At 42.6% G+C, this 23,876-nt stretch carries 22 protein-coding genes; 3 read left to right on the forward strand and 19 right to left on the reverse strand.

Annotated features, from left to right (window positions below):
• Nucleotides 1-109: 109 nt before the first annotated feature.
• The 19 genes from J0656_RS14770 to J0656_RS14860 form a co-directional block, all read right to left on the reverse strand.
• Complete coding sequence (locus J0656_RS14770; protein ID WP_207035241.1) at nt 110-532, reverse strand: ATP-binding protein; 423 nt, start codon at nt 530-532, stop codon at nt 110-112.
• A gap of 152 nt (nt 533-684) precedes the next feature.
• The gene (locus J0656_RS14775) at nt 685-1,071 is read right to left on the reverse strand and encodes a GNAT family N-acetyltransferase (protein ID WP_207035242.1); all 387 of its coding nucleotides are present in this window, start codon (nt 1,069-1,071) and stop codon (nt 685-687) included.
• A 131-nt stretch (nt 1,072-1,202) separates the two neighbouring features.
• On the reverse strand, nt 1,203-2,798 hold the full coding sequence (locus J0656_RS14780) for a M1 family metallopeptidase (RefSeq protein ID WP_207035245.1): 1,596 nt from the start codon (nt 2,796-2,798) through the stop codon (nt 1,203-1,205).
• A gap of 201 nt (nt 2,799-2,999) precedes the next feature.
• Nucleotides 3,000-3,659 (reverse strand): VOC family protein, encoded by a 660-nt coding sequence (locus J0656_RS14785; protein ID WP_207035246.1) that lies wholly within the window; start codon nt 3,657-3,659, stop codon nt 3,000-3,002.
• Between the two features lie 192 nt (nt 3,660-3,851).
• Entirely contained in the window at nt 3,852-5,138 is a 1,287-nt protein-coding gene (argH, locus tag J0656_RS14790) for an argininosuccinate lyase (protein WP_207035248.1), read from the reverse strand.
• Between the two features lie 92 nt (nt 5,139-5,230).
• A complete protein-coding gene (locus tag J0656_RS14795) occupies nt 5,231-6,301 on the reverse strand; it encodes a M20 family metallo-hydrolase (RefSeq protein ID WP_207035250.1) in 1,071 nt (356 codons plus the stop codon).
• Nucleotides 6,298-7,077 (reverse strand): acetylglutamate kinase, encoded by a 780-nt coding sequence (gene argB / locus J0656_RS14800; protein ID WP_207035252.1) that lies wholly within the window; start codon nt 7,075-7,077, stop codon nt 6,298-6,300. The genes J0656_RS14795 and argB overlap by 4 nt, the downstream gene beginning before the upstream one ends.
• Nucleotide 7,078: 1 nt before the next feature.
• Nucleotides 7,079-7,825 (reverse strand): SDR family NAD(P)-dependent oxidoreductase, encoded by a 747-nt coding sequence (locus tag J0656_RS14805; RefSeq protein ID WP_207035255.1) that lies wholly within the window; start codon nt 7,823-7,825, stop codon nt 7,079-7,081.
• A complete protein-coding gene (locus J0656_RS14810) occupies nt 7,822-8,760 on the reverse strand; it encodes a Rossmann-fold NAD(P)-binding domain-containing protein (protein ID WP_207035257.1) in 939 nt (312 codons plus the stop codon). Before J0656_RS14810 ends, J0656_RS14805 begins: the two co-directional genes overlap by 4 nt.
• The gene (locus J0656_RS14815) at nt 8,760-9,884 is read right to left on the reverse strand and encodes an aspartate aminotransferase family protein (RefSeq protein WP_207035259.1); all 1,125 of its coding nucleotides are present in this window, start codon (nt 9,882-9,884) and stop codon (nt 8,760-8,762) included. Before J0656_RS14815 ends, J0656_RS14810 begins: the two co-directional genes overlap by 1 nt.
• Nucleotides 9,885-9,984: 100 nt before the next feature.
• The gene (proC, locus tag J0656_RS14820; protein ID WP_207035261.1) at nt 9,985-10,779 is read right to left on the reverse strand and encodes a pyrroline-5-carboxylate reductase; all 795 of its coding nucleotides are present in this window, start codon (nt 10,777-10,779) and stop codon (nt 9,985-9,987) included.
• A 108-nt stretch (nt 10,780-10,887) separates the two neighbouring features.
• The gene (gene argC / locus J0656_RS14825; protein ID WP_207035263.1) at nt 10,888-11,862 is read right to left on the reverse strand and encodes an N-acetyl-gamma-glutamyl-phosphate reductase; all 975 of its coding nucleotides are present in this window, start codon (nt 11,860-11,862) and stop codon (nt 10,888-10,890) included.
• Complete coding sequence (argG, locus tag J0656_RS14830; protein WP_207035266.1) at nt 11,859-13,046, reverse strand: argininosuccinate synthase; 1,188 nt, start codon at nt 13,044-13,046, stop codon at nt 11,859-11,861. Before argG ends, argC begins: the two co-directional genes overlap by 4 nt.
• 106 nt (nt 13,047-13,152) lie before the next feature.
• The gene (locus J0656_RS14835; RefSeq protein WP_207035267.1) at nt 13,153-13,767 is read right to left on the reverse strand and encodes a GNAT family N-acetyltransferase; all 615 of its coding nucleotides are present in this window, start codon (nt 13,765-13,767) and stop codon (nt 13,153-13,155) included.
• A gap of 221 nt (nt 13,768-13,988) precedes the next feature.
• Complete coding sequence (locus tag J0656_RS14840; RefSeq protein WP_207035269.1) at nt 13,989-15,341, reverse strand: MptA/MptB family glycosyltransferase; 1,353 nt, start codon at nt 15,339-15,341, stop codon at nt 13,989-13,991.
• Nucleotides 15,342-15,350: 9 nt separating this feature from the next.
• Nucleotides 15,351-16,835 (reverse strand): cellulose synthase family protein, encoded by a 1,485-nt coding sequence (locus tag J0656_RS14845; protein ID WP_207035271.1) that lies wholly within the window; start codon nt 16,833-16,835, stop codon nt 15,351-15,353.
• The gene (locus J0656_RS14850; RefSeq protein ID WP_207035273.1) at nt 16,835-17,524 is read right to left on the reverse strand and encodes a glycosyltransferase family 2 protein; all 690 of its coding nucleotides are present in this window, start codon (nt 17,522-17,524) and stop codon (nt 16,835-16,837) included. Before J0656_RS14850 ends, J0656_RS14845 begins: the two co-directional genes overlap by 1 nt.
• A 92-nt stretch (nt 17,525-17,616) precedes the next feature.
• Nucleotides 17,617-19,227 (reverse strand): 4Fe-4S binding protein, encoded by a 1,611-nt coding sequence (locus J0656_RS14855; RefSeq protein WP_207035274.1) that lies wholly within the window; start codon nt 19,225-19,227, stop codon nt 17,617-17,619.
• Between the two features lie 100 nt (nt 19,228-19,327).
• Complete coding sequence (locus J0656_RS14860) at nt 19,328-20,677, reverse strand: NAD(P)/FAD-dependent oxidoreductase (RefSeq protein ID WP_207035276.1); 1,350 nt, start codon at nt 20,675-20,677, stop codon at nt 19,328-19,330.
• Between the two features lie 128 nt (nt 20,678-20,805).
• On the opposite strand from J0656_RS14860, the gene J0656_RS14865 reads away from it, so the two are divergent.
• The 3 genes from J0656_RS14865 to J0656_RS14875 all read left to right on the forward strand — a co-directional run bounded on the left by J0656_RS14865 (nt 20,806) and on the right by J0656_RS14875 (nt 23,875).
• Nucleotides 20,806-21,819 (forward strand): glycoside hydrolase family 113, encoded by a 1,014-nt coding sequence (locus tag J0656_RS14865; protein WP_207035278.1) that lies wholly within the window; start codon nt 20,806-20,808, stop codon nt 21,817-21,819.
• Nucleotides 21,820-21,919: 100 nt separating this feature from the next.
• Nucleotides 21,920-22,852, forward strand: a complete 933-nt coding sequence (locus J0656_RS14870) for an N-acetylmuramoyl-L-alanine amidase (protein ID WP_207035280.1) — start codon at nt 21,920-21,922, stop codon at nt 22,850-22,852.
• Nucleotides 22,853-23,875 (forward strand): N-acetylmuramoyl-L-alanine amidase family protein, encoded by a 1,023-nt coding sequence (locus tag J0656_RS14875; RefSeq protein ID WP_207035282.1) that lies wholly within the window; start codon nt 22,853-22,855, stop codon nt 23,873-23,875. It begins immediately after the preceding gene.
• The last annotated feature ends 1 nt before the right edge of the window (nt 23,876 follow it).

Below are 23,876 nucleotides of genomic sequence, written 5' to 3' on the forward strand. Positions count from 1 at the left end.
ACTATCTCCATTTCTATGGTATCTTTGTCGAGTACTTTGTACATGGGCTATGGTATTTGCGTGTGGTAACACAAATGTCCGTAGCCCTATCTTTCGATCCAAAAAAAGTTTAAATCACTTCGATATTTAAAACTTGGTCATCAGAAATATTGATATGTATTTCTTGGTCTCTGGATTTTACCCGCTCCAAACAGATTGTGCCGTTTGCAAAGACACCTATGGTGACCACCTGAAAATCACTTTTTAAACGTTCAAGCATTTCATCAAAATATTCGGTCAGACCTGTGGACTCGAATACAAGTTGGTCTTTATGGGCTAAGCTACTTCGGATTCCTTTTTCAATGCTCCCAAAAACTTGTTTTAGATATGCTTTATCATCAACATCTCTATTTTTGATGATTTTCTTGGCCCAATCCTCCACTCGAATGAATGTTATCCCAAACTCCTTGTCGAACAGGGTTCCTATAAAGGACTTTCCACTTCCTTTTTGCCCAATCAGCAGAAATATTGTTTTACGATTAATAGTTCCCACGCTTCCGCTTTTGTAGTTCCCATTTCCAGATAAGCCCATCGTCCGGGTCGTTGATTTCTTCAACCTTTTCAAAGCCACATTTCATCAATACTCTGGTTGAAGGGTTTTCTTTTCCTAATGTATGCGCAATTATTGTTTTCACGCTACTGTCCCTAAAAGCATTTTTCAACAAGACCGTTTGTCATTTCAGTGGCAAGTCCACGATTGCGGTAGACCGGAGCAATCTCATACCCAAGTTCAACAGTGCCATCTGCCGTTGGTTTTCCTTTGTAACCGCCGCTTCCTATCAATTTGTTATCCTGCTTGTGAATAGGGAAATAGGTCCACCAATCTTTTTCGTCTTCACTTTCGGTAAGTCTTTCAAGCGAATATTGTAGTGCACCAATGCCAAACTCCGTCCAATTATCTGGAATGGTAACCCCCAACTTTTGGGCAATGATTTCATTCCCTTCAATCGCAGCTTTCAAAATGTCGCTATTACAAGCGATGAGCTTTAAGTTCTTTGTTTCTATTATGGTCGTTGTCCTGATCGTGGTCATGTTTCTTCCTTTTGGTATCAGCTTGATGCTAACAAGTTGCTAAACATAATTTTTAGCAGGAGTCAAGGTATCGCTTTTCAGAATAGAACTCTACCGGTAATTAACGAATGAGCGGTTTGAATTTACGAATGCTATGATTTACCCATATCCTCAAACAACGTCCACTCATTTGGGTCTAAAACAATGGAATCGGGTCGGTCTTTGCTTTCCAATTGGATGTTTTGGTTGCGCTGGTGCAACTCAATGGTTTTAATGGTCAGTTTCCCATCTTTTACCACACCTATTTCCAAAGGAAACTCAAATACATGATGGTCTTGCAGTTGTTGTATGTTGAGATTGATGTTCCCATTGCTGTAATTCCAGTTCCATTTGATTTGTGGATGCCCCTTCACAAACAACCATTGCTCAAAAAAGGACTCCAAATCCTCGCCCGATGCCTCTTCCATTACGTGCCTAAAATCATCTGTCAGCACATTGCTGTTTTGGTATTTCGCGTAGTATTTTCGGATGCCTTCCCAGAATACGCCATCGCCCAATTTGTGCCGTAACATGTTCAACACCCATCCTCCTTTTTGGTAGGTGTTGGTGCTCAAGACCTTCATGGGGTCTTTAATGGTGAGGTCGACAATGGGAGCGGGGTTTTTTCGGTAATACTCAAAGATTTGCTGCTTATCGATGGCCAACTCCTCTTTTCTGCGCTCATCGCCATATTCGCTTTCCAAATACAGAATGCAGAAATGCGTGGCAAACCCCTCGCTCAACCAAACGTGGTTCCAGCTTTTTTCGGTTGCTGAATTGCCGAACCACTGGTGGGCAATTTCATGGGCAATAAGGGGCTCAACTGTTTTGTTGCCCGTCACAGAATTTTCAAAATACGCAATGGTACCAGCATTTTCGAGTCCACCCCATTGGGTCTTGGCCTGCATGTTGGCCAATTTAGCATATGAATAGGGTCCGATATGAGCTATAAAATATTCGAGCACATCGCCCGCCACGGTATAGTCGCCAAACCCCTGCAATCGGTTTTGCGGATATACCCAGGCCGAAACCTCGATACCATCCACATGGTCCACTACTCGCGAAGCAAACTCTGTAACGCCAATGGTCATTACTTTGGTGGCCACAGGAGCTGGTTCTTCGTAAATGGTTAGTTTGTATCCGTTTTCCAGATTGCTTTCTTCGATTTTCTTGCCCGTTGCCACCACATCGTATTGTTCTGGGGCAGTGATTCGGAATTCCACACTGGCCTTGTCGTATGGATGGTCTATAGACGGTAGCCAATGCCTGGCCAAGTTGGGCCAATTGTCTCCAAAAAAAGAGCGCTTTCCAAACTTGGTGGTATCTATGACTAAACCTCTTTCGGGAACACCTTGGTATTTGATCGTAAACGTCTGTACGGAATCGTTCGGATTTTTAGGAACGATGTTGATTTTGTTGTCGGTATAGGTGTAGTTTGCCTTGGAGCCATTTTCCAATATACTTGTCACTTCCATACCAAATTCTCCCGATTTTTGGATGAGGTCCAAAGCGAATGGAACCATGCCCTCCTTAAAACGGACCGTTACTTCGGTCTCCCCTTTGATTTCGTTGGAGGCATCATTCAAATGAAGACCAAAAACATAGTTTTGGATATCTAACGATTCATTTTTGGCATAGAGGTCTTGGGCATTTCCAGTGAGGCAAGCAAAAATAAAAGTGAATACGAAGGTTACAGTTCGAAGTTGCATAAATAAACCATTATAGTTGATGGCTCAAGATACAATTTTGGGAAAAAGCCTGTATGACTTTTTGCAGGGAACCCAAAAATTAAAAAAAGGGAATTTTTGGAATGGCACTTATCCGAAGCTTTTAGTTTAACTAAAAAATACAAAACATTGAAGTTTAAACTGAAACCCGCATTAATTTTAGCCGGTGTTACCTTGTTGGCATTATTCTCTTATTTCAATTTTCACTTCTTTACCTGATTCAATTAGTGTAATATTTGTCCAATTACTTTCGGCTGGAATTTCGGTAGGAAACCAATTTCGTCTGTTTTTTACAATAATTAATAACCCATTATCATCCCCTAAAGCTGTAAACACCTCATTATTTTTGTTTTTTTCAAAAAGGTTAAGATTATACTTTTGTATTAGCTCTTCTCCATAAACATATGGTTCGTTTTTTACTATTCCTATTTCACTAATGTTTAAAATTTGATTACTGTTAAATTCATTAAGTTCTTCGTTTTTCAAATCTTGACGAGCAATGAATTCTAATAAATTTTTATCGGTGTCAAAAAAATAAACTGAGTTGGCATTCCAACTTTCAAAGTCAGAAATTAATACCTCGTTTTCTTTTTTTATAAGTTGAATTCTATTCATTGACCAATTTATTGCTTCTTGTAGCTTGTTTCTAGGTATGTTAAAAGCTATATGATAGATTGGTTTGGATTTGTGTTTGTCCTCAATTATTTTCAATGATGACTCTCCAATTGAAACATTGATGGAATTTTTATCAATTTTCTCAACAGGTAATTTTAAAATACTCTGATAGAAGTTAGCAATATCATTTAGGTTAGTAGTTCTTATTTCAATTTGTTTTAATATCATTTCAGTCGGATTTCAGCTTGCAGGTAACGGTTAGCTAAATATCGTTTCAATGATTTTTAGCGTACGATACCTGCCTGTCGGTAGACAGGAGTGAAGTTAGTATTTTTTCGGGTTCAAATTCCAGCTACAATTCATCAATGCCCCGTTAGGATTGATAAACCAGAAATCAACACTTGATAAGTCGTAGTATTTTTAGGAATTTAAGGATTTTTCCATTTTCTCTTTTATCTGCTCCAGGCACAGATTGCCCAAACTCCCTTCGTGGCTATGCTCGATATCGCGTTTCGGTTTAAAATTGCCATTTTCTATGGCCTTGCCCATGGTTTTGTAGGCATCACGAAAAGGCATTCCGCTTTTGACCAACTCGTTCAAGGTATCCACACTGAAGAGATAATCGTATTTCGGGTCTTCCAAAATGGACTTGTTCACTTTGATTTCTTTTAGGCTGAAGGTCATCATCTCCAAACAGGCGTGCATGTCCTGCAAAGCAGGGACTATGACTTCTTTTACCAATTGAAGGTCACGGTGGTATCCACTGGGCAAATTGTTCATGATCATGATCAATTGGTTGGGCACCGCTTGAATTTTATTGCACTTGGCTCTGATCAATTCGAACACATCTGGATTTTTCTTGTGCGGCATAATGCTGCTTCCAGTGGTCAGCTCGTTCGGGAAGGAGATAAAATCAAAATTTTGGCTCATGTACAGGCAAATGTCCATCGCCATTTTTGATAGGGTGGCGGCAACGCTCGAAATTCCGAAAGCGGTTGCTTTCTCCACTTTTCCGCGTCCCATTTGGGCGGCCACAACGTTGTATTTCAAGGTTGAAAACTCCATTTCGGTAGTCGTGAAACTTCTATCAATAGGGAAGGAGCTTCCGTAGCCTGCGGCACTGCCCAGCGGATTTTGATCGGCAACTTTATGGGCTGCTTGTACAAAGTACAGATCGTCTATCAAACTTTCGGCATAGGCAGAAAACCATAGTCCGAACGAGGATGGCATAGCAATCTGAAGGTGGGTGTAGCCTGGCAGCAAGATATTTTTGTGTTTGTCCGCTAATTTCATCAACAGGTCAAATAGTTCTTTTACTTGATCTTTGATCTCGGTCAATTCATCTTTGAGAAACAACTGCATGGCCACCAAAACCTGATCGTTCCTAGATCGGGCCGAATGGATTTTTTTACCAGTATCGCCCAATTTTTCGGTCAGCATAAACTCTATCTTCGAGTGCATGTCCTCAAAATCATCTTCGATGGTAAACTTTCCTTTTTCAATGTCCTTCGCAATGGAATCCAATGCTTTTACCAGTTCCTTGGCCTCTTCTTCGGAGATCAGCCCGACTTTGCCCAACATTTTGGCGTGTGCTTTGGAAGCGATGACGTCATATTTGGCCAATACCAAATCCAGTTCGCGGTCGTTGCCTACGGTAAAGTGGTCTATTTTTTTATCGGTACTGAATCCTTTGTCCCAGAGTTTCATAATTTTCGTTTTGTCATTCCCATGAAAATGGGAATCTCATGATTTTGATATAATTGCCCGTCGACTACGCTCAGGGTCCCATTGTATTTTGTTTATTGCAAAAATCCTGTAAGGGTCTTAATGTAAATATCTATTCCTTCTTCAATTTCCCTCACGAAAATAAATTCGTTGGCCGAATGAGATCGTGTACTGTCCCCTGGCCCCAATTTTACGGATTGACAGGTCAAAGCAGCCTGATCGGATAAGGTGGGCGAACCATAGGTTTTTCTGCCCAGTGCCAATCCACTTTTCACCAAGTCGTGATCAGGATCAATGCAAGATGAGTTCAAGCGTAGGGAGCGTGGGGTCATTTTGCAAGGTGCTTCTTTTTGTAGAATATCCGCTATTTCCTGATTACTGTAACAATCGTTCACACGCACATCCACTACCAGGTCTACTTGAGCTGGCACTACGTTATGCTGCTTTCCCGCATTTATTTGGGTGACGGTCAACTTTACCTCGCCCAAGGCTTCAGATACTTTGTCGAAAGTATAGTCCCTGAACCATTGTAAGGTTTCAATGGCGTTATAAATACAGTTGTCATCATTGGGGTGGGCTGCATGCGATGGCGTTCCCTCCACAACGGCATCAAAAACCACCAAACCCTTTTCTGCGATGGCCAAGTCCATCAACGTGGGTTCGCCTACAATGGCCACATCAATTTGTGGTAAAATAGGAAGCAGGGCCCTAATGCTTTTCTCTCCCGCATCCTCTTCTTCCCCTGTTGCGGCCATAATAATGTTGTGACTTAGCCCTTCTTTATCATAAAAATGAACAAAAGTGGCCAAAAGCGACACCAGACATCCGCCCGCATCATTACTTCCAAGACCGTATAGTTTGCCGTCTTCGATATGTGCATCAAACGGGTCTTTGGTATAGGCGCTGTTCGGTTTTACGGTATCGTGATGGGAGTTGAGCAACAAGGTCGGTTTGCTCTCATCAAAATATTTGTTGAAAGCATAAATGTTGTTGTGTTGTCTTTTGGTATCAACCCCAAAGCTCTTTAAAAACTCCTCAATGGCATCACCTGTTTTGTCCTCTTCACCTGAAAATGAAGGCGTACAGATGAGTTTTTTAAGCAGTTCAATGGCTTTTTCCGTTAATATGTCCTGGGTTATTTTCATAAGGTCAATGTCGTATATTCTGAATTGTCGGCTTCCAACATGTTCGTATTGCCTACACAAACTTTGGATACGTTGTTCCGAAGGGCGTAAAAGCAATTGTGCATTTTGGGCAACATGCCATCGGCGATGATGCCGTAGGCCAGTAGCTCGTCGTAGCCTTGAGAGTCGATGTGCTTTATGACCGAGTTTTCATCCTCGATATCTTGAAGCACCCCTTTTTTCTCGAAACAATAATAGAGTGTGGTCTCAAACTGTTCGGACATGGCGATGGCAATTTCAGCGGCTATCGTATCCGCATTGGTATTCAGCATTTGTCCGTTACCATCGTGGGTGAGGGCACAAAATATGGGTGTGAAACCTGCCTGCAACAATTTAAAGATTCCGTAGGTGTTCACGGTGTCCACATCGCCCACAAAACCAAAATCTACATTTTTCTTGGGTCTTTTATGGGCACGTATCGCATTGGCATCGGCACCGCTCATACCAATGGCATCGGTTCCCAACGATTGCAATTTGGCCACTATTTTTTTACTGTACAATCCTCCGTAGACCATTAGGGCAATATCAAGGGTTTCAGCATTGGTGATTCGTCTGCCGTTGACCATTTTGGATTCCACTCCCATTTGGTTGGCCAGTTCGGTGGCTTTTTTGCCTCCGCCATGGACCAAAATTTTGTTGCCGTCCATTTTGGAGAACAGGTCCAATACCTTTTTGCATCCTGCGGCATCTTCAATAAGGTTACCGCCAATTTTTATTACGGATAATTTCTGTTTCATTTTATGTATTTATAATCCCTCCATCTATGGTCACTGTGGTTCCCGTAATCCAAGAACTATCCTCGGAAACCAAGAAAAGTACAAGTTTAGCAATATCTTCAGGTGCCCCCAACCTTTTTAACAATGTAGTCCTTTTCGCATTTTCGACAGCAGTATCTGGATTCTCAAAAGCCTGGGCGGATTCCCATAACAGAGGAGTATCCACAGGGCCTGGACAAATGGCATTCACCCTGATTTTTGGCGCATAATCAACTGCCACTTGCTTCATCAGGGCTACCGATGCTGCTTTGGAAGCACAATAAGCGGGATGGTTTGGGAAACTCTTGAAGGCTGCAATCGATGCATTGATCAAAATATTGCCTTGCGGTTGTTTCTGCAACTGCGGAAGTGCATGTTTACAAAGGTAAAAGATGGAACTCAAATTCGTATCGATGGTATTTCGCCACGAATCAATGGACAGCTCTTGGACATTTCCCAATCCAAGAATGCCCGCATTCAATGATAGGATGTCCAGCTTGCCATGGGTTTCCATAGCGGTTTGCACCAACTTTTTGTTGTAGGACGGGTCGGTAACATCACCTGGAACAAAGAGCGCATTGTTAAGGCCGTTTTCCAATGCTTTGCCGCTTTCTTGGTTGCGACCAGAAAGTATTAGCTTAGCTCCTTCAGAAGAAAAGGATTCGGCAATGGCTTTTCCCATTCCACTGGTTGCTCCTGTAACTATGCAGACCTTGTCCTTGAGTTTCATTTTTCCTGCAATATTTTTTTCAATACGATCTGTGCGGAATAGATCCTGTTTTTGGCCTGTTCCACCACCAAGGATTGTTCTCCATCCAAAACGGCGTCCTCCACGATCATGTTTCTTCGAACGGGAAGGCAGTGCATAAACTTGGCATGTCCCAATTTTTCTTTGGTAATGGTCCAGTTTTTATCCTTGTTCAATACTTTCCCGTAATCCGAATAGCTGCTCCAGTTTTTCACGTATACAAAATCCGCATCCTCCAGTGCCTTGTCCTGATCGTATTCAATTTGACATCCTTGGGTCAGTTCCGCATTGAGTTCATATCCTTCGGGATGTGTGATTACAAAATCAGCATCTTGCATCTTCATCATCTGAACAAAGGAGTTGGCCACCGCATGTGGCAATGCTTTGGGGTGCGGAGCCCAAGACAAAACTACTTTCGGTCTCTTTTTTACTTCATTCTCCTTCAAAGTAATGGCATCCGCCAAAGCCTGAAGTGGGTGCCCCACGGAACTCTCCATGTTTACCACTGGAATGGTGGCGTACTTGGCAAATCCGTTGATTACCTCCTCGGCTTCGTCCTTTTCTTTGTCCACCAAACCTGCAAATGCCCGTATTGCAACAATGTCGGCGTATTGGGAAACTACTTGGGCAGCTTCTTTTATATGTTCCGAAGTACCCTGATCCATCACGGTGCCATCACCATATTCCAGTGCCCAACCTTCGTTGCCAAAATTCATGATCATTACTTCCATGCCAAGGTTCATGGCGGCTTTTTGTGTACTCAAACGGGTCCTTAGGCTATTGTTGAAAAACAACAGGCATATTGTTTTCCGTTTGCCCAAACCTTCAAATAGGTAAGGGTCTTTTTTTAGGGTTATTGCTTCGTCCACCCAATCGGGTAGGGATTCTATATCGTTTACGGATAAATAATGCTTCATTATAATGCTTTTTTCAGCGCTTCAAAAAATAGGTCAATGTCTTCTTTGGTGATGTTCAATGCAGGTAAAAACCGCAATAACTTTTTGTTTTTGGCACTTCCCGTGAACATGTGCTGTTCCAGAATCATTTTCTTGCGTAGGTCGGCAACTTCAAAATCGAATTCCAATCCAATCATTAATCCTCTCCCCTTTACTTTTTTGATTTCTGGTATCTCAGCAGCTTTTTCCCTAAAATAGGCTCCAAGTTCTGATGCATTTTCTATCAGGTTTTCACTTTCCAAAACCTCTAAAACTGCAAGACTGGCGGCACAGGCCAAATGGTTGCCACCAAAGGTGGTGCCCAAGAGTCCGTATGATGGTTTAAACTTTTCGTGAATCAAAATACCACCTACTGGAAAACCGTTCCCCATGCCCTTGGCTATGGAAATGATGTCGGGTTCTATACCATGATGTTGAAAAGCAAAAAACTTACCGCTACGGCCATAGCCCGATTGTACTTCATCGGCAATAAGCACAACATTATGTTCCTTGCATTTTTTGGCGATCAATTGGAAGAATTCCGTGGTGGGCTCGTCCAAACCGCCGACACCTTGAATGGCTTCCAAAATCACGGTACAGTATTCATCACTTTCAATGGCTTTTTCAAAGGCATCAAAATCGTTTAAAGGCAAGAAAGTGACTTCTTGTTGTTTGTTGATGGGTGCATTGATGCTCGGGTTGTCCGTTGCGGCAACTGCTGCCGAGGTTCTTCCGTGAAAACTATTGGTAAAAGCGATCACTTTTGATTTTCCTGTGTGGAACGAGGCCATCTTCAGTGCATTTTCGTTGGCTTCGGCGCCCGAATTGCACATAAAAAGGTCATAGTTTTCACAACCAGACAAATCACCAAGCTTTTGTGCCAATGCTTCTTGCAACGGGTTTTGTACCGAATTGCTGTAGAAGGCCATTTGGTCCAATTGTTCCTTGATTCGTTTTACGTAGTGCGGATGTGTATGGCCAATGGAGATTACGGCATGACCACCATAAAAATCCAAATATTTTTCCCCTTTGTCATCCCAGACCTCAATGCCCTTTGCCTTTACTGGAGTGACATTATATAGCGGGTATACGTCGAATAGTTTCATAATTTCTTATTTGTCATCTCGAGCGCAGTCGAGAGGTACACTTATTTTTTAAGGTCTCGCATCTCGACTGCGCTCGATGTGACAGCTCGACCTGATAGCTTTATCCTTTTCTGATTTGACTGATTTTTTCATACGAGGATACAATTCCCCTGATCAACGATGAGCTCAATCCTTGGTGCTCCATTTCGTTCAAACCTTCAATGGTGCATCCTTTTGGGGTGGTTACGCGATCAATTTCTTCTTCTGGGTGACTTCCTGACTCAATCAACAGGCTTGCGGCACCGTTACAGGTATGCATGGCCAGCTCTTGTGCTTCCTTGGCATCAAACCCCAATTGAATGGCGCCTTGGGTGGTGGCACGTATCAAACGCATCCAAAAAGCAATCCCGCTCGCACAGATTACGGTAGCAGCTTGCATTTGGTCTTCTGGAATTTCCATAGTATGCCCCATTCGGTTGAAAATGGCCTTGGCCAAATCGATTCTTTTCTTGCCGAGCTCGTTGGAGCAAATGCAGGTCATGGATTTGCCTACGGAGATTGCCGTGTTGGGCATACTTCGGATGATGAACTTGTCCGACCCGATGATTTCCTCGATTCTAGGAATCTTAAAACCCGTAATGGTACTGATGATCACGTGCTTTTCGGTAAGAAGATCTTTGGCTTCGTTCAAAATATGGGCAAAATGCCCTGGCTGAACGGCGAAGATCAATATATCCGAATTTTTCACCGCTTCATTATTGTCCGAAGTAACGGTTACGATTCCATATTTTTCAAACTCCTGAATGGATTTGGTGTTCCGTTTGGTAAGGTACATGGTGGTGGCTCCGTTGCTGTGCAAAATGCCTTTGGCAATGGCCAATCCCAAGTTACCTGCTCCTATGATGGCTACTTTCATGGTTTCTTAAGTTTTGTCATCTCGAGCGCAGTCGAGAGATGTTTCAAAATTTTTGCGTGTGGTCTCGCATCTCGGCTCCGCTCGATGTGACAGCTCGACCTCGTAATTTTAAAATACGCCTGCCTTCAACAACAGACCTTCGGTTTCGGGGAAACCGAACATTAGGTTCATATTTTGTACTGCCTGTCCCGATGCCCCTTTCAATAAATTATCAATGGCCGATGTAACCAAAAGAATATCATCGTGTTTGTGCAAATGGATGTGGCACTGATTGGTGTTTACTACTTGTTTTAGATGCAGTTCTTCATCCGACATGTGGGTGAATGCAGCGTCTTTGTAAAAATCGTTGTACAGCTTCTTCGCATCTTCCAAGTTGCCGTTGTATTTGGTGTACGCCGTGGCCAAAATTCCACGGGTGAAGTTGCCGCGATTCGGTAAAAACATCAATTTACCAACGGAATTTCCGAATGAATTCAAGCTTTCACCGATTTCGCCCAAATGTTGGTGCGTAAAAGGTTTATACCATGAAACGTTGTTGTTCCTCCAGCTAAAATGCGAGGTGTCGGACAGTCCAACGCCTGCCCCAGTACTTCCTGTAACGGCGTTGATATGGACGTCATCACCTAACAGACCTGCTTTTGCCAAAGGCAACAGGGCCAATTGTATGGCGGTGGCAAAACAACCTGGATTGGCAATGGCCTCAGCGGTCTGCATGGCAGACTTGTTCAGTTCGGGAAGCCCATAAATAAATCGTTGACCATTAAAATTGGAATCCGCTTGTAACCTAAAATCGTTGCTGAGGTCAATGATTTTTGTTGATGCTGAAAATTGGTTCTCGTTCAAAAATGAAGTCGAGTTACCATGTCCCAAACAAAGAAAGACTACATCGACCTTTGGATTTATCTCTCCTGAGAATTTCAATTCAGTTTGTCCCAGCAAATCTTGGTGGGCGGAACTGATGGGCTTTCCCGCTCTTGTGGTACTGTATACAAAATCGATTTGGGCCTTGGGATGGTTGAGCAGAATCCTGATCAATTCACCACCTGTGTAACCCGAACCTCCTATGATTCCTGCTTTGATCATGAATCTTGGTTTACGTGGTTGGCTATTTTCCCTGAGTTCGACAAAATTTTGATAAAGCCCTTGGCATCGTCAGCGGTCCAACCTTTGTTCATTTCGCCATAACTTCCAAAGGAAGCGTTCATCAAATCGTGTTGTGAAGTGATGCCGTTCAAGTCGAATCGGTAGGGGTGCAACGTGACGAAAACATCGCCCGATACATGTTTTTGGGTGTCGGTCAAAAAGGCTTCGATGTTTCGCATCACCTCGTCCAAATAGTTGCCTTCGTGCAATAGCATGCCATAAAAATTGCCCATTTGCTCTTTCTGATATTGTTGCCACTTGCTCAAGGTGTGTTTTTCCAACAAATGGTGCGCTTTTATTATGATCAATGGAGCTGCGGCTTCAAAACCGACCCGTCCTTTGATTCCGATAATCGTGTCTCCAACGTGGATATCTCTGCCAATAGCGTATTTTGATGCAATGGCGGACAATTTTTCGATGTTGGCCACAGGAGTGTCCTGCTCGCCGTCCAATGCAATTAATTCACCTTTTTTAAAGGTCAACTTCAACTCTTTGGATAGTTCTTTTTCTAATTGGCTCGGGTACGCACTTTCTGGTAATGAAAGGTGAGAAGTCAAGGTTTCATCGCCTCCCACGGACGTGCCCCATAATCCTCGGTTTACGGAATATTTGGCTTTTTCCCAGGAGTAATCGATACCGTTTTGTTGTAGGTAGTTGATTTCTTCCTCCCTTGCCAATTTTTTATCCCTTATCGGCGTAATGATCTTGATGTCTGGGGCCAAGATTTGAAAGATCATATCGAACCTAACCTGATCGTTTCCTGCTCCCGTGCTTCCATGGGCAATGCATTTGGCGCCAATTTTTTTGGCGTGGTTCACAATCTCGATAGCCTGAACGATTCGTTCCGCGCTTACGGAAAGTGGATAGGTGTTGTTTCGGAGCACATTTCCGAAGATAAGATATTTCAACACTTTCTCATAAAATGTTGCAACGGCGTCAATAGAGGTGTAGCTAGTTGCGCCAAGGGCAAGCGCTTTTTCCTCGATTTCCTCGATTTCAGTTTTGCTGAAACCGCCCGTGTTCACACTTACGGCATGCACTTCAAAACCTTCTTCCTGTGATAGGTATTTGGCACAGTATGACGTATCCAATCCACCACTATATGCTAAAACTAATTTTTCCATTTTTCTTTTATTTTGTCATTCCTGCCAAAGCAAGAATCCATTTATGTATTCTCAATAGTTCGACTGCTCCTTCGACTGTGCTCGGGATGATAGCTCGAACTGACAATTAATTATCTTTCTTTTTTAGGAAAAGGTGTTCCTTAATGCTTTTCAGCCTTTGAAACGCCTTTTTATTGAGTTTTTCAGGCTTGTGTTTTTTTGTATTGGGGTCGTACAGCATTCCTGTGCACAGGCACATCTTTTTTTCTGTGCGTGTAAGAATATCAAAGTTCTTACAGGTCTGACAACCTTTCCAAAATTCGGGGTCGTCCGTAAGTTCGGAAAATGTAACAGGTTTATAGCCCAGTTCGTAGTTCATTTTCATTACGGCAAGTCCCGTGGTGATGCCGAATATTTTGGCTTCGGGGAATTTTTTTCTGGATAGATCAAAAACGGCCTTTTTGATTTTTTTGGCAAGTCCTTGGTTTCTGTAATCGGGATGTACGATCAAACCAGAGTTGGCCACAAAATCCTTGTTCCCCCAGACCTCGATATAACAGAAACCCGCAAATTTATCGCCATCCAAGGCAATGATGGCGTTTCCGTTCTGGAGGCGTTTTATTATATATTCGGGAGTGCGTCTGGCAATACCTGTACCGCGGACTTTGGCCGATTCGGTAATGGTATCGCTAATGATCTGTGCGTATTTAAAATGTGATTCGTTAGCAACAATAATTTCCATTGCAAGCGATTGTTCTGTAAAAAATTAAAAAAATAGATTTGGTCGTTCTGCGGAAATGGACTCACCTATTTCCAATTGATATAATGCACCCTTACGGGCGACGACGACGGGGAGTAAATGGACTGATAGGAGCAGTGATGCTCAAAGTAAATGGTATGTACTGGTGTCCTTTCATTCTGAAGCTAAAGTACAAATTAATTCGAATTGTACTAAAGTTGAGGTCACTTTTTGAGGAAATATAACTTTTTCGGCCCACTTCCTATTATTTCATAAATAAAAAACCCAATTACCAAAATGTATTCAATGGCCAATAACCAAAGATTTTCTTTGTAATCGGGATTGGAATATGCATAGTAACTCAGAACAACGGCGAAGGACCACACGAATGGGAACCTGTAATCGGTAAACATGGCAATGCCCAAAAGAAACACCACATACCAAGGATGCACGGTGCTGGAGAGGAAATAATAGCAGGCCAATGCAAGCATCATGGATGTGATGACGCTTTCCAGTTTTTGGTTTTTCCGAAGGAAAGCAAGCAACAAAATGATAACGATCACCACTTTTTGTATTACTGAACCATAGGAGTCTATCAATTCCCAGGGTTTGGCTTCATAATAAGTGACTGCAATCTTCTTAACGACATTGTATATGCTGGTATTGAACTCAAAATTGGTGAACCATAGCCCAACGGTATCCGAATAATTATCGATAAATACGGAGGAATAAAAAGGAAACAGCAAAGCCCCGCACCCCAATAGTATCAAAGCGTAAAAAACAACACTCTTTTTTAGCCCGAAGTATTTTACAAAAAGTGGCAGGAACATCAGGGGCATTAACTTTACCATGATGGAAATGGCATATATCGGGGTTGACCATAACCACTTGTTTTTTGAGATTAGATACAGGGCCCAAACAAAGAAAAAGAGCATTACACCCTCAAAATGCAGGTTGCCCGTAAGTTCGATAATGATCAATGGATTCAAAAAGTACCAAAATGCCAAATGGTTGGCCTTGTTCAGGTGCTGTAAAAGCTTTCTTCCAAAATAGAGCACACCTAAATCGGCAAGAATCACTATCAATCGCATGGCAATGGTGGAACCCAGAACACTTCCTCCTCCCAAAATTGACGCAATGGCAAAAAGGACTTGGTTGATTGGCGGATAGTTGCTGTAGTGACGTGCATTGAGGTCGGTCATTCCCTCGTGCAGTTCCTTCATGCTAGGGAATGATACCGTGCCCTGCTCCATAATTTGGTCGGGTGTGTACAAATACGGATTGAAGCCGTTTTTGATGAGTTCTCCATCCCAAATAAACCGATAGAAATCCTGTGAAAGATTGGGCTCGGCAATCAAAAACATCAACCGAAAAAGTATCCCAACGACCAATAGGAACTTAAAGTTCCATTTTTCGAACTGGATAATTTTGGAAGTAAGATAAAAAAGTGCCCCATAGAGCATGAACAACTTAATGAAGTCCGTACGGACCAAGTTGTATGCAAAGCTCCAGTAGAACAGAATACAAGCGACAGCAAATAGTATCGGGTATCTGTGCAGTCGCCAATAAGATTGCATGGTGTTTGTTTATGCCTTGGAAGTTAAGGATTTAAAGAATACAAATCCAAAACCTAGGAACAACATTAAGTGGAACGGGAACAATCCGTAGTCGTTCAACGGTATGGCGCTGTACATTCCAAAGAGGAAATAAATCATCAAGGCAAACTCCAAGATCATGTTGGGCGACAATTTATCGGTTAAATATTTGTTGCCTTTCCAGGTATCCTTAATACTGTTGATATTGAACTTTGGAGTTCTTACAAATTCACTTCGCTTGCCCAAATGTCCTTCCAAAACTGCGACGGTATTGTGCAAAGAAAAGCCCAATGCCACTGAGAAAAAGGTAAAGAACAGTTTGATGTAATCCACGAAATTGTCGAAACTACTGCCCTGAATACTTTTGTACGTAAACCAATAGCATACAAAAAGGATAATGGTACTCAAAATGAAAAAGCTTGTCACTTCAAATACCCATCCCAAATGGCCGTAGGTATTTTTGATATAAAGCATGGGAATGCTCAACAAGGCCACGGTGAACACGCAAAGGAACATAGAACTGTTCAAGAGGTGCATTACCCCGTGGAACTTAGTTTTGAACGGAATGTTTTTGGCGGTAATTACGCTCAATACCGTTTTTCTGAAGTTTTCCGCACCACCTTTGTTCCAACGGAACTGTTGTGAACGCGCGGCGCTGATTACTACGGGAAGCTCTGCGGGAGTTTCCACATCTTCCAAATACTTGAACTTCCAGTTTTTCAATTGGGCACGGTAGCTCAAATCGAGGTCTTCGGTAAGGGTGTCGCCCTCCCAGTTGCCCGCATCGAAGATGCATTCTTTTCTCCAGATACCTGCGGTACCGTTAAAGTTGATAAAGTGTCCTTTGGAGTTTCTTCCAACTTGTTCCAAGGTAAAGTGGGCATCCAAGGCAAAGGCCTGTATACGGGTCAAAGTGGAGTAATCCCTGTTGATGTGTCCCCAACGGGTCTGTACCACACCGATTTCCTCATCCTTGAAATAGGGAACTGTTTTTTTGAGCCAATCGGCTTCTGGAAGGAAATCGGCATCAAAAATGGCGATAAAATCACCTTTGGCAATTTCCAGTCCTTCTTTAAGGGCACCTGCTTTATAGCCTTGTCTGTTTTCCCTACGGATATGCTTAATGTCCAATCCAGTTTCTTGGAGTTCCTCGATCCTTCTGGCAGTTTCCACTACGGAATCGTCCGTTGAGTCGTCCAGCACTTGGATTTCCAGTTTACTTTTTGGGTATTCTATCTTGGCAATGTTTTCCAACAAACGCTCCATCACATATTCCTCGTTGTAAATGGGAAGCTGAATGGTAACGAATGGAATTTCTTTGGGGTCGAGAAGGTTGAATTTTGGAGCTTCCTCGTTTCGTTTTTTATAGCCCAGATAATTGACCAGTAGATTCAATTGAGCCAGACTATAAAAGAATATCAAAATTAAGGCTGTACTGTAAATAGCAATGATGATGTAAGCGATAGCAAGTCCCATTATTTTAAACTGTATTTAAAGATCCAACCTAATATTTTTATGCCAGCAAATATAGTACCTTTTACCGTACCTGATACTTTTGACACCCCAATTCTTCGTTTGTAACGCACTGGTACTTCGATATATGACATTTTTTTTCTCAAAATTTTCAATTGCATTTCCACTGTCCAGCCATAAGTGGTGTCCTGCATTCTTAATTCTTTGAGCTTTTCATATTTTATCGCCCTAAAAGGTCCCAGATCCGTAAATTTTGACCTAAAAAACAATCTCATTAAAAATGTGGCCAATTGGTTCCCAAAAACCTGCTGTGGGGTCATGGAACCAGGTTCGCGAAGTGATTTTTTTCGCGCTCCCACCACAAAATCGATGTCATTTTCCAAAATTGGGGCGACAATCTTATCCAATTCCTCTGGATAATCTGAATAATCTCCGTCGATAAATACGATGATGTCGGGTGTTTTAGATCGTTCGGATATGTAATTTAATCCTCTTAAACAGGCGAACCCATAGCCCTTGCGGTTTTCCGCGATTACAGTGGCGCCAGCTTTTTCTGCATTGGCTACGGTATCGTCTTCGGAGCCGTTGTCCACGACCACAATTTCGGATACATGGTCGGGAATTTCCGAGACCACCAAACCAATGGAATCTCCTTCGTTGATCGCTGGGATGATGACCTTGATATCCACCATTGGTCCGATGTTGTTTTGGTTAGTGTTAGAGCTCGCCAAAACTAAAATTTTCCAAGGATATTTGATTGAAAATCTTCAAAAAGAAGGGAAATCTATTTTTTGTTCACCAATGTCATCAGGTCCACATCGTTACCCAATAATACTTGGTTGCTGTCTATTCTACCCTCCAACGGACCGTTTTCCAGTTTAAGGACGCCCCTTGGACAAACTGCTGAGCAAATTCCGCACCCCACGCAGCTCGACCGAACGATGTTCTCTCCTTTCTGGGCGTAGGCCCGTACATCGATGCCCATTTCGCAGTATACCGAACAGTTGCCGCAAGAAATACATTGCCCCCCATTGGTGGTAATTCTGAACCTGGAAAACAATTTCTGCTGAAACCCTAAAATGGCGGCCATGGGGCAACCGAAGCGGCACCACACCCTGCTCCCAAAGATGGGGTAGAACCCTGTTCCGATGACTCCAGAAAAAATGCTTCCGATCAAGAAAGAATACGATTTACGAAGTGTTTCGGATTTAAAAAGAAAAATTTGCCCGTCTCCGCTAAAAAAATGAAACCCGATCAGTGCTATAATAATCACAAAATAACCGATGGCTCCGTACTGCGCATCTTTCTGGAGTTGGTCTCTTTTAAAAATCATGGCCCAACCAAAAACTAAAGTAAGTAAGACGGCTACACCAATTAAGAAAGTGCTTTTGGTCAGCCAATATTTACTGGTATCCGTTCCCAAATAGGAATAAATGACCGCGGTTGTCATCAAAGTCACAAAAACTACGACGCTGTGCACCACCCAGCGTTCCACTTTCCATGCAAATGTGGATTTATCGCTCAACTGCCTGAATGAGTCCCCAGCGGTTTCCGCCAGTCCCCCGCAACCGCAGACCCAAGAGCAGTACCATCGCTTCCCATATTTATAGGTTAGGATAGGGGTAATCACAAAAATGGAAAGGATGCCAAAGATCAAAAGGGCAAACCCTATCTCGCCCGAACTTAGAAAGGCTTTGATGCGATAGCCTTCAAAATTATAATAGTTGAGCGGCCAAATATTTTTGAGGTCGTAATAAGGCAAACTTCCCCCGTCCAAAATTTTATCGCCGTTCAAACGGGCCATCAATTCTGGGATGATGAACGCAAAAGCGGTTTGAAAGAACATGACGCTCCAAGTGCGCAATCTTTCGTATCGGTTATGGCGGTATTTCCAAAGAAACTTGATGCCAAAGGCCAAAATGGCCACCGTATAAAGTGTGCCGTAAACAAACCACTGACTGGCGAGGTTACCGCTCAAAAATTTACTGAGCGGGTCAAATAGACCAATAACACCTTTGTTGTCGCCACCGTTCACCAGACCGAGGTATTCAGGATAAAAATAAAGTACAATGTAGAAACCTGTCAGGGACAAACCTGCCACCCATCCCCATAAACCGCGGCTGGAAATCGACTTGAACCAAACACCATCATTTTTGATCCCAGGGATTTTTTTGGAATAGGCATCCCAGGAAAACCAAACAATCCCGACGGTGATGGCCAAAAGAGACAAGGTCAACCATAAGGTCTTGTTCGGAAAATTGACATTGAAAACGGCCAAAAGCAGAATGCCCAGCCCAGATAATCCCAAAAGAACAGCGAGTTTTTGACTTATGCTCAAACTTTTTGGTGGTTCGCCTGTCAGGGCCATACTTTTATGATAGGTTTGACTGTTCATTGTTTCTTTATTCAGATATTTTCCAATCGGAGATGACCTCTCCAGTTTTTCGTACAATTTAAACTCTTTAATAAACCATTAACCCTGAACCATCAACCAATCAATTCAGTTGGAAGATGCGTTTTAGGTTTTTCTTTTTCAGGTTGATGGATTTTCCCAAATCGGAATTGTATTTGGACACGATCTGTGATTCAAAATTCTTATAAAACTCAGGATCAAAATTGGCGTCTCTTAGATGCTCCATTACATAATCAATGGTTCTTTTTTCACTGAGCCATCTATCAAAAACTTCGTGCCGCAAACGAATGCCAAAGGTGTTGATGCCCAACACGGTTTCAGAATCCTTATCAAACGCAAGGGTAATGCAGAGTTTTTCTTTGGGATGTCTCCAATGGAAATGGGTCTCGTTTTCTTTTTTCTTTCTCTCTGGGAACACCCAACCATAGGTTTGGTACTCAATGTCCAGAAATTTGGCGGAGTTGAACCAATGGCCTGGATTATATTCCATTCGATTGCCACAAATGGTCTGGGCCAAGGTTTCGCCCATCATACGGCCCGTGTACCAAACAGCTTCAATGGGGCGTCGATTTCCAATGGCTTCGTGCTGTTCCGCACAATCGCCAATGGCGTATACGTTTTCAACATTGGTCTCCAAAAACCGATTTACCTTTACTCCTCTACCTAATTCTATATCCGAGTTTTTCAAAAAATCAATATTTGGGGTAACACCTGCGGTCAATCCTACCAAGTCACATTCAATTTCTTCCCCAGTTTCGGCCAGTGTCACGGATTTTACCCCTCCATTTTCATCAGAATTGATTTGCTTGAGTGAAGCACCCAAGCGCAAATCAATATGGTGGTCGCGGATATGTTCGTTGATCATTTCTGATTCGCCAGAAGGCAAAACACTGTTCCAAAAACTGTTTTCACGAACTAAAAACGTTACTGGAATATCGCGGGTTCGGAGCATTTCGGCCAATTCGATGCCAATAAGTCCACCACCAATGATCACTGCCCGTTTGCAAACGGTGTTGTTGGGCGCGTTGTCTTCCAGCAGTTCCAGGTCTTGTTTGGAATAAAGCCCTTGAACGCCGTCCAAATCCTGTCCTGGCCATCCAAATTTGTTGGGTTTTGACCCTGTGGCAATAATCAATTTATCGTAGTTGAGGTCTGGTGCACCATCAAGATGAAGCAATTTTTCTTGGGTGTTGACCTTGGTCACGTATGCATTTACCAAATCTATTCGGTTCTTTTTCCAGAAGTGGTTCTCGTAGGGTTGGGTATGCTCAAACTTCATATGGCCCATATACACATACATCAAAGCTGTTCGGGAGAAAAAGTACTCGGATTCTGCGGAAACAATGGTGATTTTTTTGTCGGAAAGCTTTCGAATGTGCCTTGCAGCGGTTACACCTGCAATTCCATTTCCAATAATGACAATGTGTTCCATGGGTTGGGTTTGATTGTTCTATGTGTCGAGGTTTATCGTAAAAACTTAACAGAAAGATGAAATTTAATAAGAATTTGGCGGTCGGATGATGTTTTAAAATGATTATTTTTAAAGCGCTCACAATCATTATGAAAAAGCTGATTTATTTATGTGTGCTTGTTTTTGCCTCTTGTGCAACTAACAAGTTTGATAAAGTCAATGGTGTCAGTTTTGTTTCCTCGAGGGAGGAAGTCGCCCAACACCATATCGACCCCGTTATCAATGTGGGCGCCAATTATGCCGCCGTGATGCCGTTTGGATTCATTAGGGATTTGGATTCCCCCGAACTGATTTTTAATACGGATAGGCAATGGTATGGAGAGCGCAGGGAAGGAGCTAAGCAGTACATAGAAAAGTTGCATCAAAATGGGGTAAGCGTGATGGTGAAACCCCAAATTTGGATTTTTGATGGTCAATTTACTGGTAACATGAAAATGCCTTCAGAAGAAGATTGGGAAAAACTGGAAGCATTCTACGAAGCATTCATTCTGCTTTATGCCGAGATGGCCGAAGAAACCCAAAGCGACATATTTTGTATAGGAACTGAGCTAAAAACCTTTGTAAACGAACGGCCAGAGTTCTGGAACGATCTTATTAAAAAGGTAAGAGCAGTGTACACGGGTAAGATTACCTATGCCGCCAACTGGGACGAGTATGCAAAAACACCCTTTTGGTCGGAACTGGATTTTATTGGTGTGAACGCCTATTTTCCGCTTTGCGAACGCGAAAACCCTACGATAGAAACGCTAACGGAAGGTTGGCAACCCTGGAAGACCAAAATGCGGGAACTTGCCAAACAGGAAGATAAACCTATTCTTTTTACAGAGTTTGGATACCGAAGCATGGATTTTACGGGCAAAAAACCTTGGTTGGTCGATCGTAACCAAATGGATGTGAACCTCAAGGCGCAAGCTGATGCTACGCAGGTAATCTTTGATGAATTTTGGAATGAGGATTGGTTTGCGGGGGGATTTGTCTGGAAATGGTTTATGCAGCATGATAAAGTTGGTGGACATTCGGACAATCGTTTTACGCCCCAAAATAAACCAGCGGAATCCATCATTAGAAGGCAGTACACCCAAATCAAAAAATCGAGTCTTTAGGAACAAGTAAAGGTTTGTCGGAAATTTTGGACTAATTCGTACCCATGCTATATGTTTTTTCCCCATATTTGCAATACATCCCACCCAAAAACATACAGTAATGAAACTTAAATTATCCCTTCTTTTTTGGGTATGGGCCTGTACATTTATGTTGGGACAGGAAAGCACCTATTACAATGTGGTTGCCGAGCAGGGCGATGGTATTTTTTCCCTATTACGTAAGCAAGGTCTTGACCCAGCAAAATACTACGGGGAGTTTTTGGAATTGAATTCTGATAAAATAACGGAAGGCACTGCCCTCAAACTGGGTGAAGCGTACAGGGTTCCTTATGCAGATGATTCCTTAAAGAAAACCGGGGTATTGGTCGAGACTGTAAAAGACTCAGAAGCCCCAATTTTTGACAAGGAACTGGCTCAGATGTCACTCAAAAGTGATAAGTTGAAAGATGCTGTATACTATCTTATTGCTGAGAATAGCTCTGGAACGGAGAATGGTTTTGTGAACGATGTTACACAACGTATTGCAGGAGAATTGATGTTGAATGGAGCCCATGTGTATGTCATGGGTGATGACTTGATGCGTGACTCTGAAGACGAAGGAATTTCGGTAGACAATACTTTTGGGGACTATGTACAGGTCATCAATAAAAGATACATAAAGAATACTGGAAAATACCAACGTGTTTTGTTGATTCGGGCTGAAAATGTAATCGAGACCGGTAACATGGCAGTGGCTGTGTACCATTATGATAAAAGTGTCCAAGGCCAGCGTTTTGCAGAGAATATACAGAATGTGTTTAAGGAGAACAACGTTTCCAGTACAACCATTGATGAATCTAGTTTGGTTTTTGAGGACAAAAACAGCTTATATTTGGCTACAAACATTCTTCCTGCCATCAGTATAATGACGATAGAGAACACGAGTCGGACATCAAAAAGCAAGATATCACTCAAACCAAACAAAAAAGAATTTGCCGATCTAATTAGTAATGGCATTATTAATGATTATGTTGATTTAGAATTTGAGAATTAAATGAGACTTAATTGGTTTACGCCATTGCTGGGCGTTTTGTTTATATTTCAGTCCACACTATGGGCCCAAGAAGAATTTCCCAAAGTCATGGCCCAAGAAGGTGATGGTATTTATTCGTTGCTGCGCCGACACGGGGTGAGCCCAACAAAACACTACAACAACTTTGTGAAACTAAATGCAGAGGATTTGGGCGAGGATGAATCCTTAATTCTGGGCAGGCATTATATGCTGCCCGATACTTTGGAGACAAAAACGGTGGAAGTAGTTGAAGAGGGCATCACCTATTCCATTTTTGGGGAGGACTTTAAAAAGGTCGACAAGGTTAGTTCCCGTTTGAGCAATACTGTTTACTACTTGATTTCGGGACACGGTGGGCCAGACCCAGGGGCCATTGAAAAGCATAACGGTAAATTGATTGCAGAGGATGAGTACGCCTATGATGTGACCCTAAGATTGGCCCGCGAGCTGATATCCCACGGGTCGGAAGTACATATTATTGTCCAAGATGATAATGATGGAATTAGGGACAAAAGAATCCTTGAACTGGATACGGACGAAACCGTTCAATCACAGCCTATCCCGCTAGACCAATTGGAGCGTTTGAAGCAACGTACCAAAGCTGTGAACGATTTGTATGCTAAGAATTCAGGTAAATATCAACGTCTTTTGGTCACACACGTGGATAGTAGGGGCGAGGGTACCAATATCGATGTATTTTTCTACCATCACGAAAAGAGTACCAACGGAAAAAGGCTTGCGGAAAGCATTCACCAGACATTTTTGAGGAAGTACAAAAAATTCCAGCCCAACCGATTTTACAACGGTACCTTTATGGAAAGAAGCAGTTTGTACGTAGTTAAAAACACGCTTCCGGCCATGGCTTACATCGAAATAGGCAACATCAGAAACAAAAAGGACCAACGTAGGATTCTGGACCCAGATAACCGACAGGCACTGGCCAAATGGATTTCCGAGGGGATTCTACTGGATTATGAATCTTCGAAAGAAGCTCTTGCCAAATAAA

The organism is Flagellimonas aurea (genome assembly GCF_017313785.1).
Lineage (GTDB): Bacteria > Bacteroidota > Bacteroidia > Flavobacteriales > Flavobacteriaceae > Flagellimonas > Flagellimonas aurea.

Coding starts and splice junctions, on each gene's coding strand:
- J0656_RS14855 (WP_207035274.1), bottom strand. CDS start 19,227: ATGAACAGTCAAACCTATCATAAAAGTATGGCCCTGACAGGCGAACCA.
- J0656_RS14785 (WP_207035246.1), bottom strand. CDS start 3,659: ATGATATTAAAACAAATTGAAATAAGAACTACTAACCTAAATGATATT.
- argB (WP_207035252.1), bottom strand. CDS start 7,077: ATGAAACAGAAATTATCCGTAATAAAAATTGGCGGTAACCTTATTGAA.
- J0656_RS14805 (WP_207035255.1), bottom strand. CDS start 7,825: ATGAAACTCAAGGACAAGGTCTGCATAGTTACAGGAGCAACCAGTGGA.
- argG (WP_207035266.1), bottom strand. CDS start 13,046: ATGGAAAAATTAGTTTTAGCATATAGTGGTGGATTGGATACGTCATAC.
- J0656_RS14780 (WP_207035245.1), bottom strand. CDS start 2,798: ATGCAACTTCGAACTGTAACCTTCGTATTCACTTTTATTTTTGCTTGC.
- J0656_RS14850 (WP_207035273.1), bottom strand. CDS start 17,524: ATGGTGGATATCAAGGTCATCATCCCAGCGATCAACGAAGGAGATTCC.
- J0656_RS14860 (WP_207035276.1), bottom strand. CDS start 20,677: ATGGAACACATTGTCATTATTGGAAATGGAATTGCAGGTGTAACCGCT.
- argH (WP_207035248.1), bottom strand. CDS start 5,138: ATGAAACTCTGGGACAAAGGATTCAGTACCGATAAAAAAATAGACCAC.
- J0656_RS14865 (WP_207035278.1), top strand. CDS start 20,806: ATGAAAAAGCTGATTTATTTATGTGTGCTTGTTTTTGCCTCTTGTGCA.
- J0656_RS14835 (WP_207035267.1), bottom strand. CDS start 13,767: ATGGAAATTATTGTTGCTAACGAATCACATTTTAAATACGCACAGATC.
- J0656_RS14870 (WP_207035280.1), top strand. CDS start 21,920: ATGAAACTTAAATTATCCCTTCTTTTTTGGGTATGGGCCTGTACATTT.
- J0656_RS14815 (WP_207035259.1), bottom strand. CDS start 9,884: ATGAAACTATTCGACGTATACCCGCTATATAATGTCACTCCAGTAAAG.
- J0656_RS14840 (WP_207035269.1), bottom strand. CDS start 15,341: ATGCAATCTTATTGGCGACTGCACAGATACCCGATACTATTTGCTGTC.
- J0656_RS14795 (WP_207035250.1), bottom strand. CDS start 6,301: ATGAAAATAACCCAGGACATATTAACGGAAAAAGCCATTGAACTGCTT.
- J0656_RS14810 (WP_207035257.1), bottom strand. CDS start 8,760: ATGAAGCATTATTTATCCGTAAACGATATAGAATCCCTACCCGATTGG.
- J0656_RS14845 (WP_207035271.1), bottom strand. CDS start 16,835: ATGGGACTTGCTATCGCTTACATCATCATTGCTATTTACAGTACAGCC.
- J0656_RS14775 (WP_207035242.1), bottom strand. CDS start 1,071: ATGACCACGATCAGGACAACGACCATAATAGAAACAAAGAACTTAAAG.
- argC (WP_207035263.1), bottom strand. CDS start 11,862: ATGATCAAAGCAGGAATCATAGGAGGTTCGGGTTACACAGGTGGTGAA.
- proC (WP_207035261.1), bottom strand. CDS start 10,779: ATGAAAGTAGCCATCATAGGAGCAGGTAACTTGGGATTGGCCATTGCC.
- J0656_RS14875 (WP_207035282.1), top strand. CDS start 22,853: ATGAGACTTAATTGGTTTACGCCATTGCTGGGCGTTTTGTTTATATTT.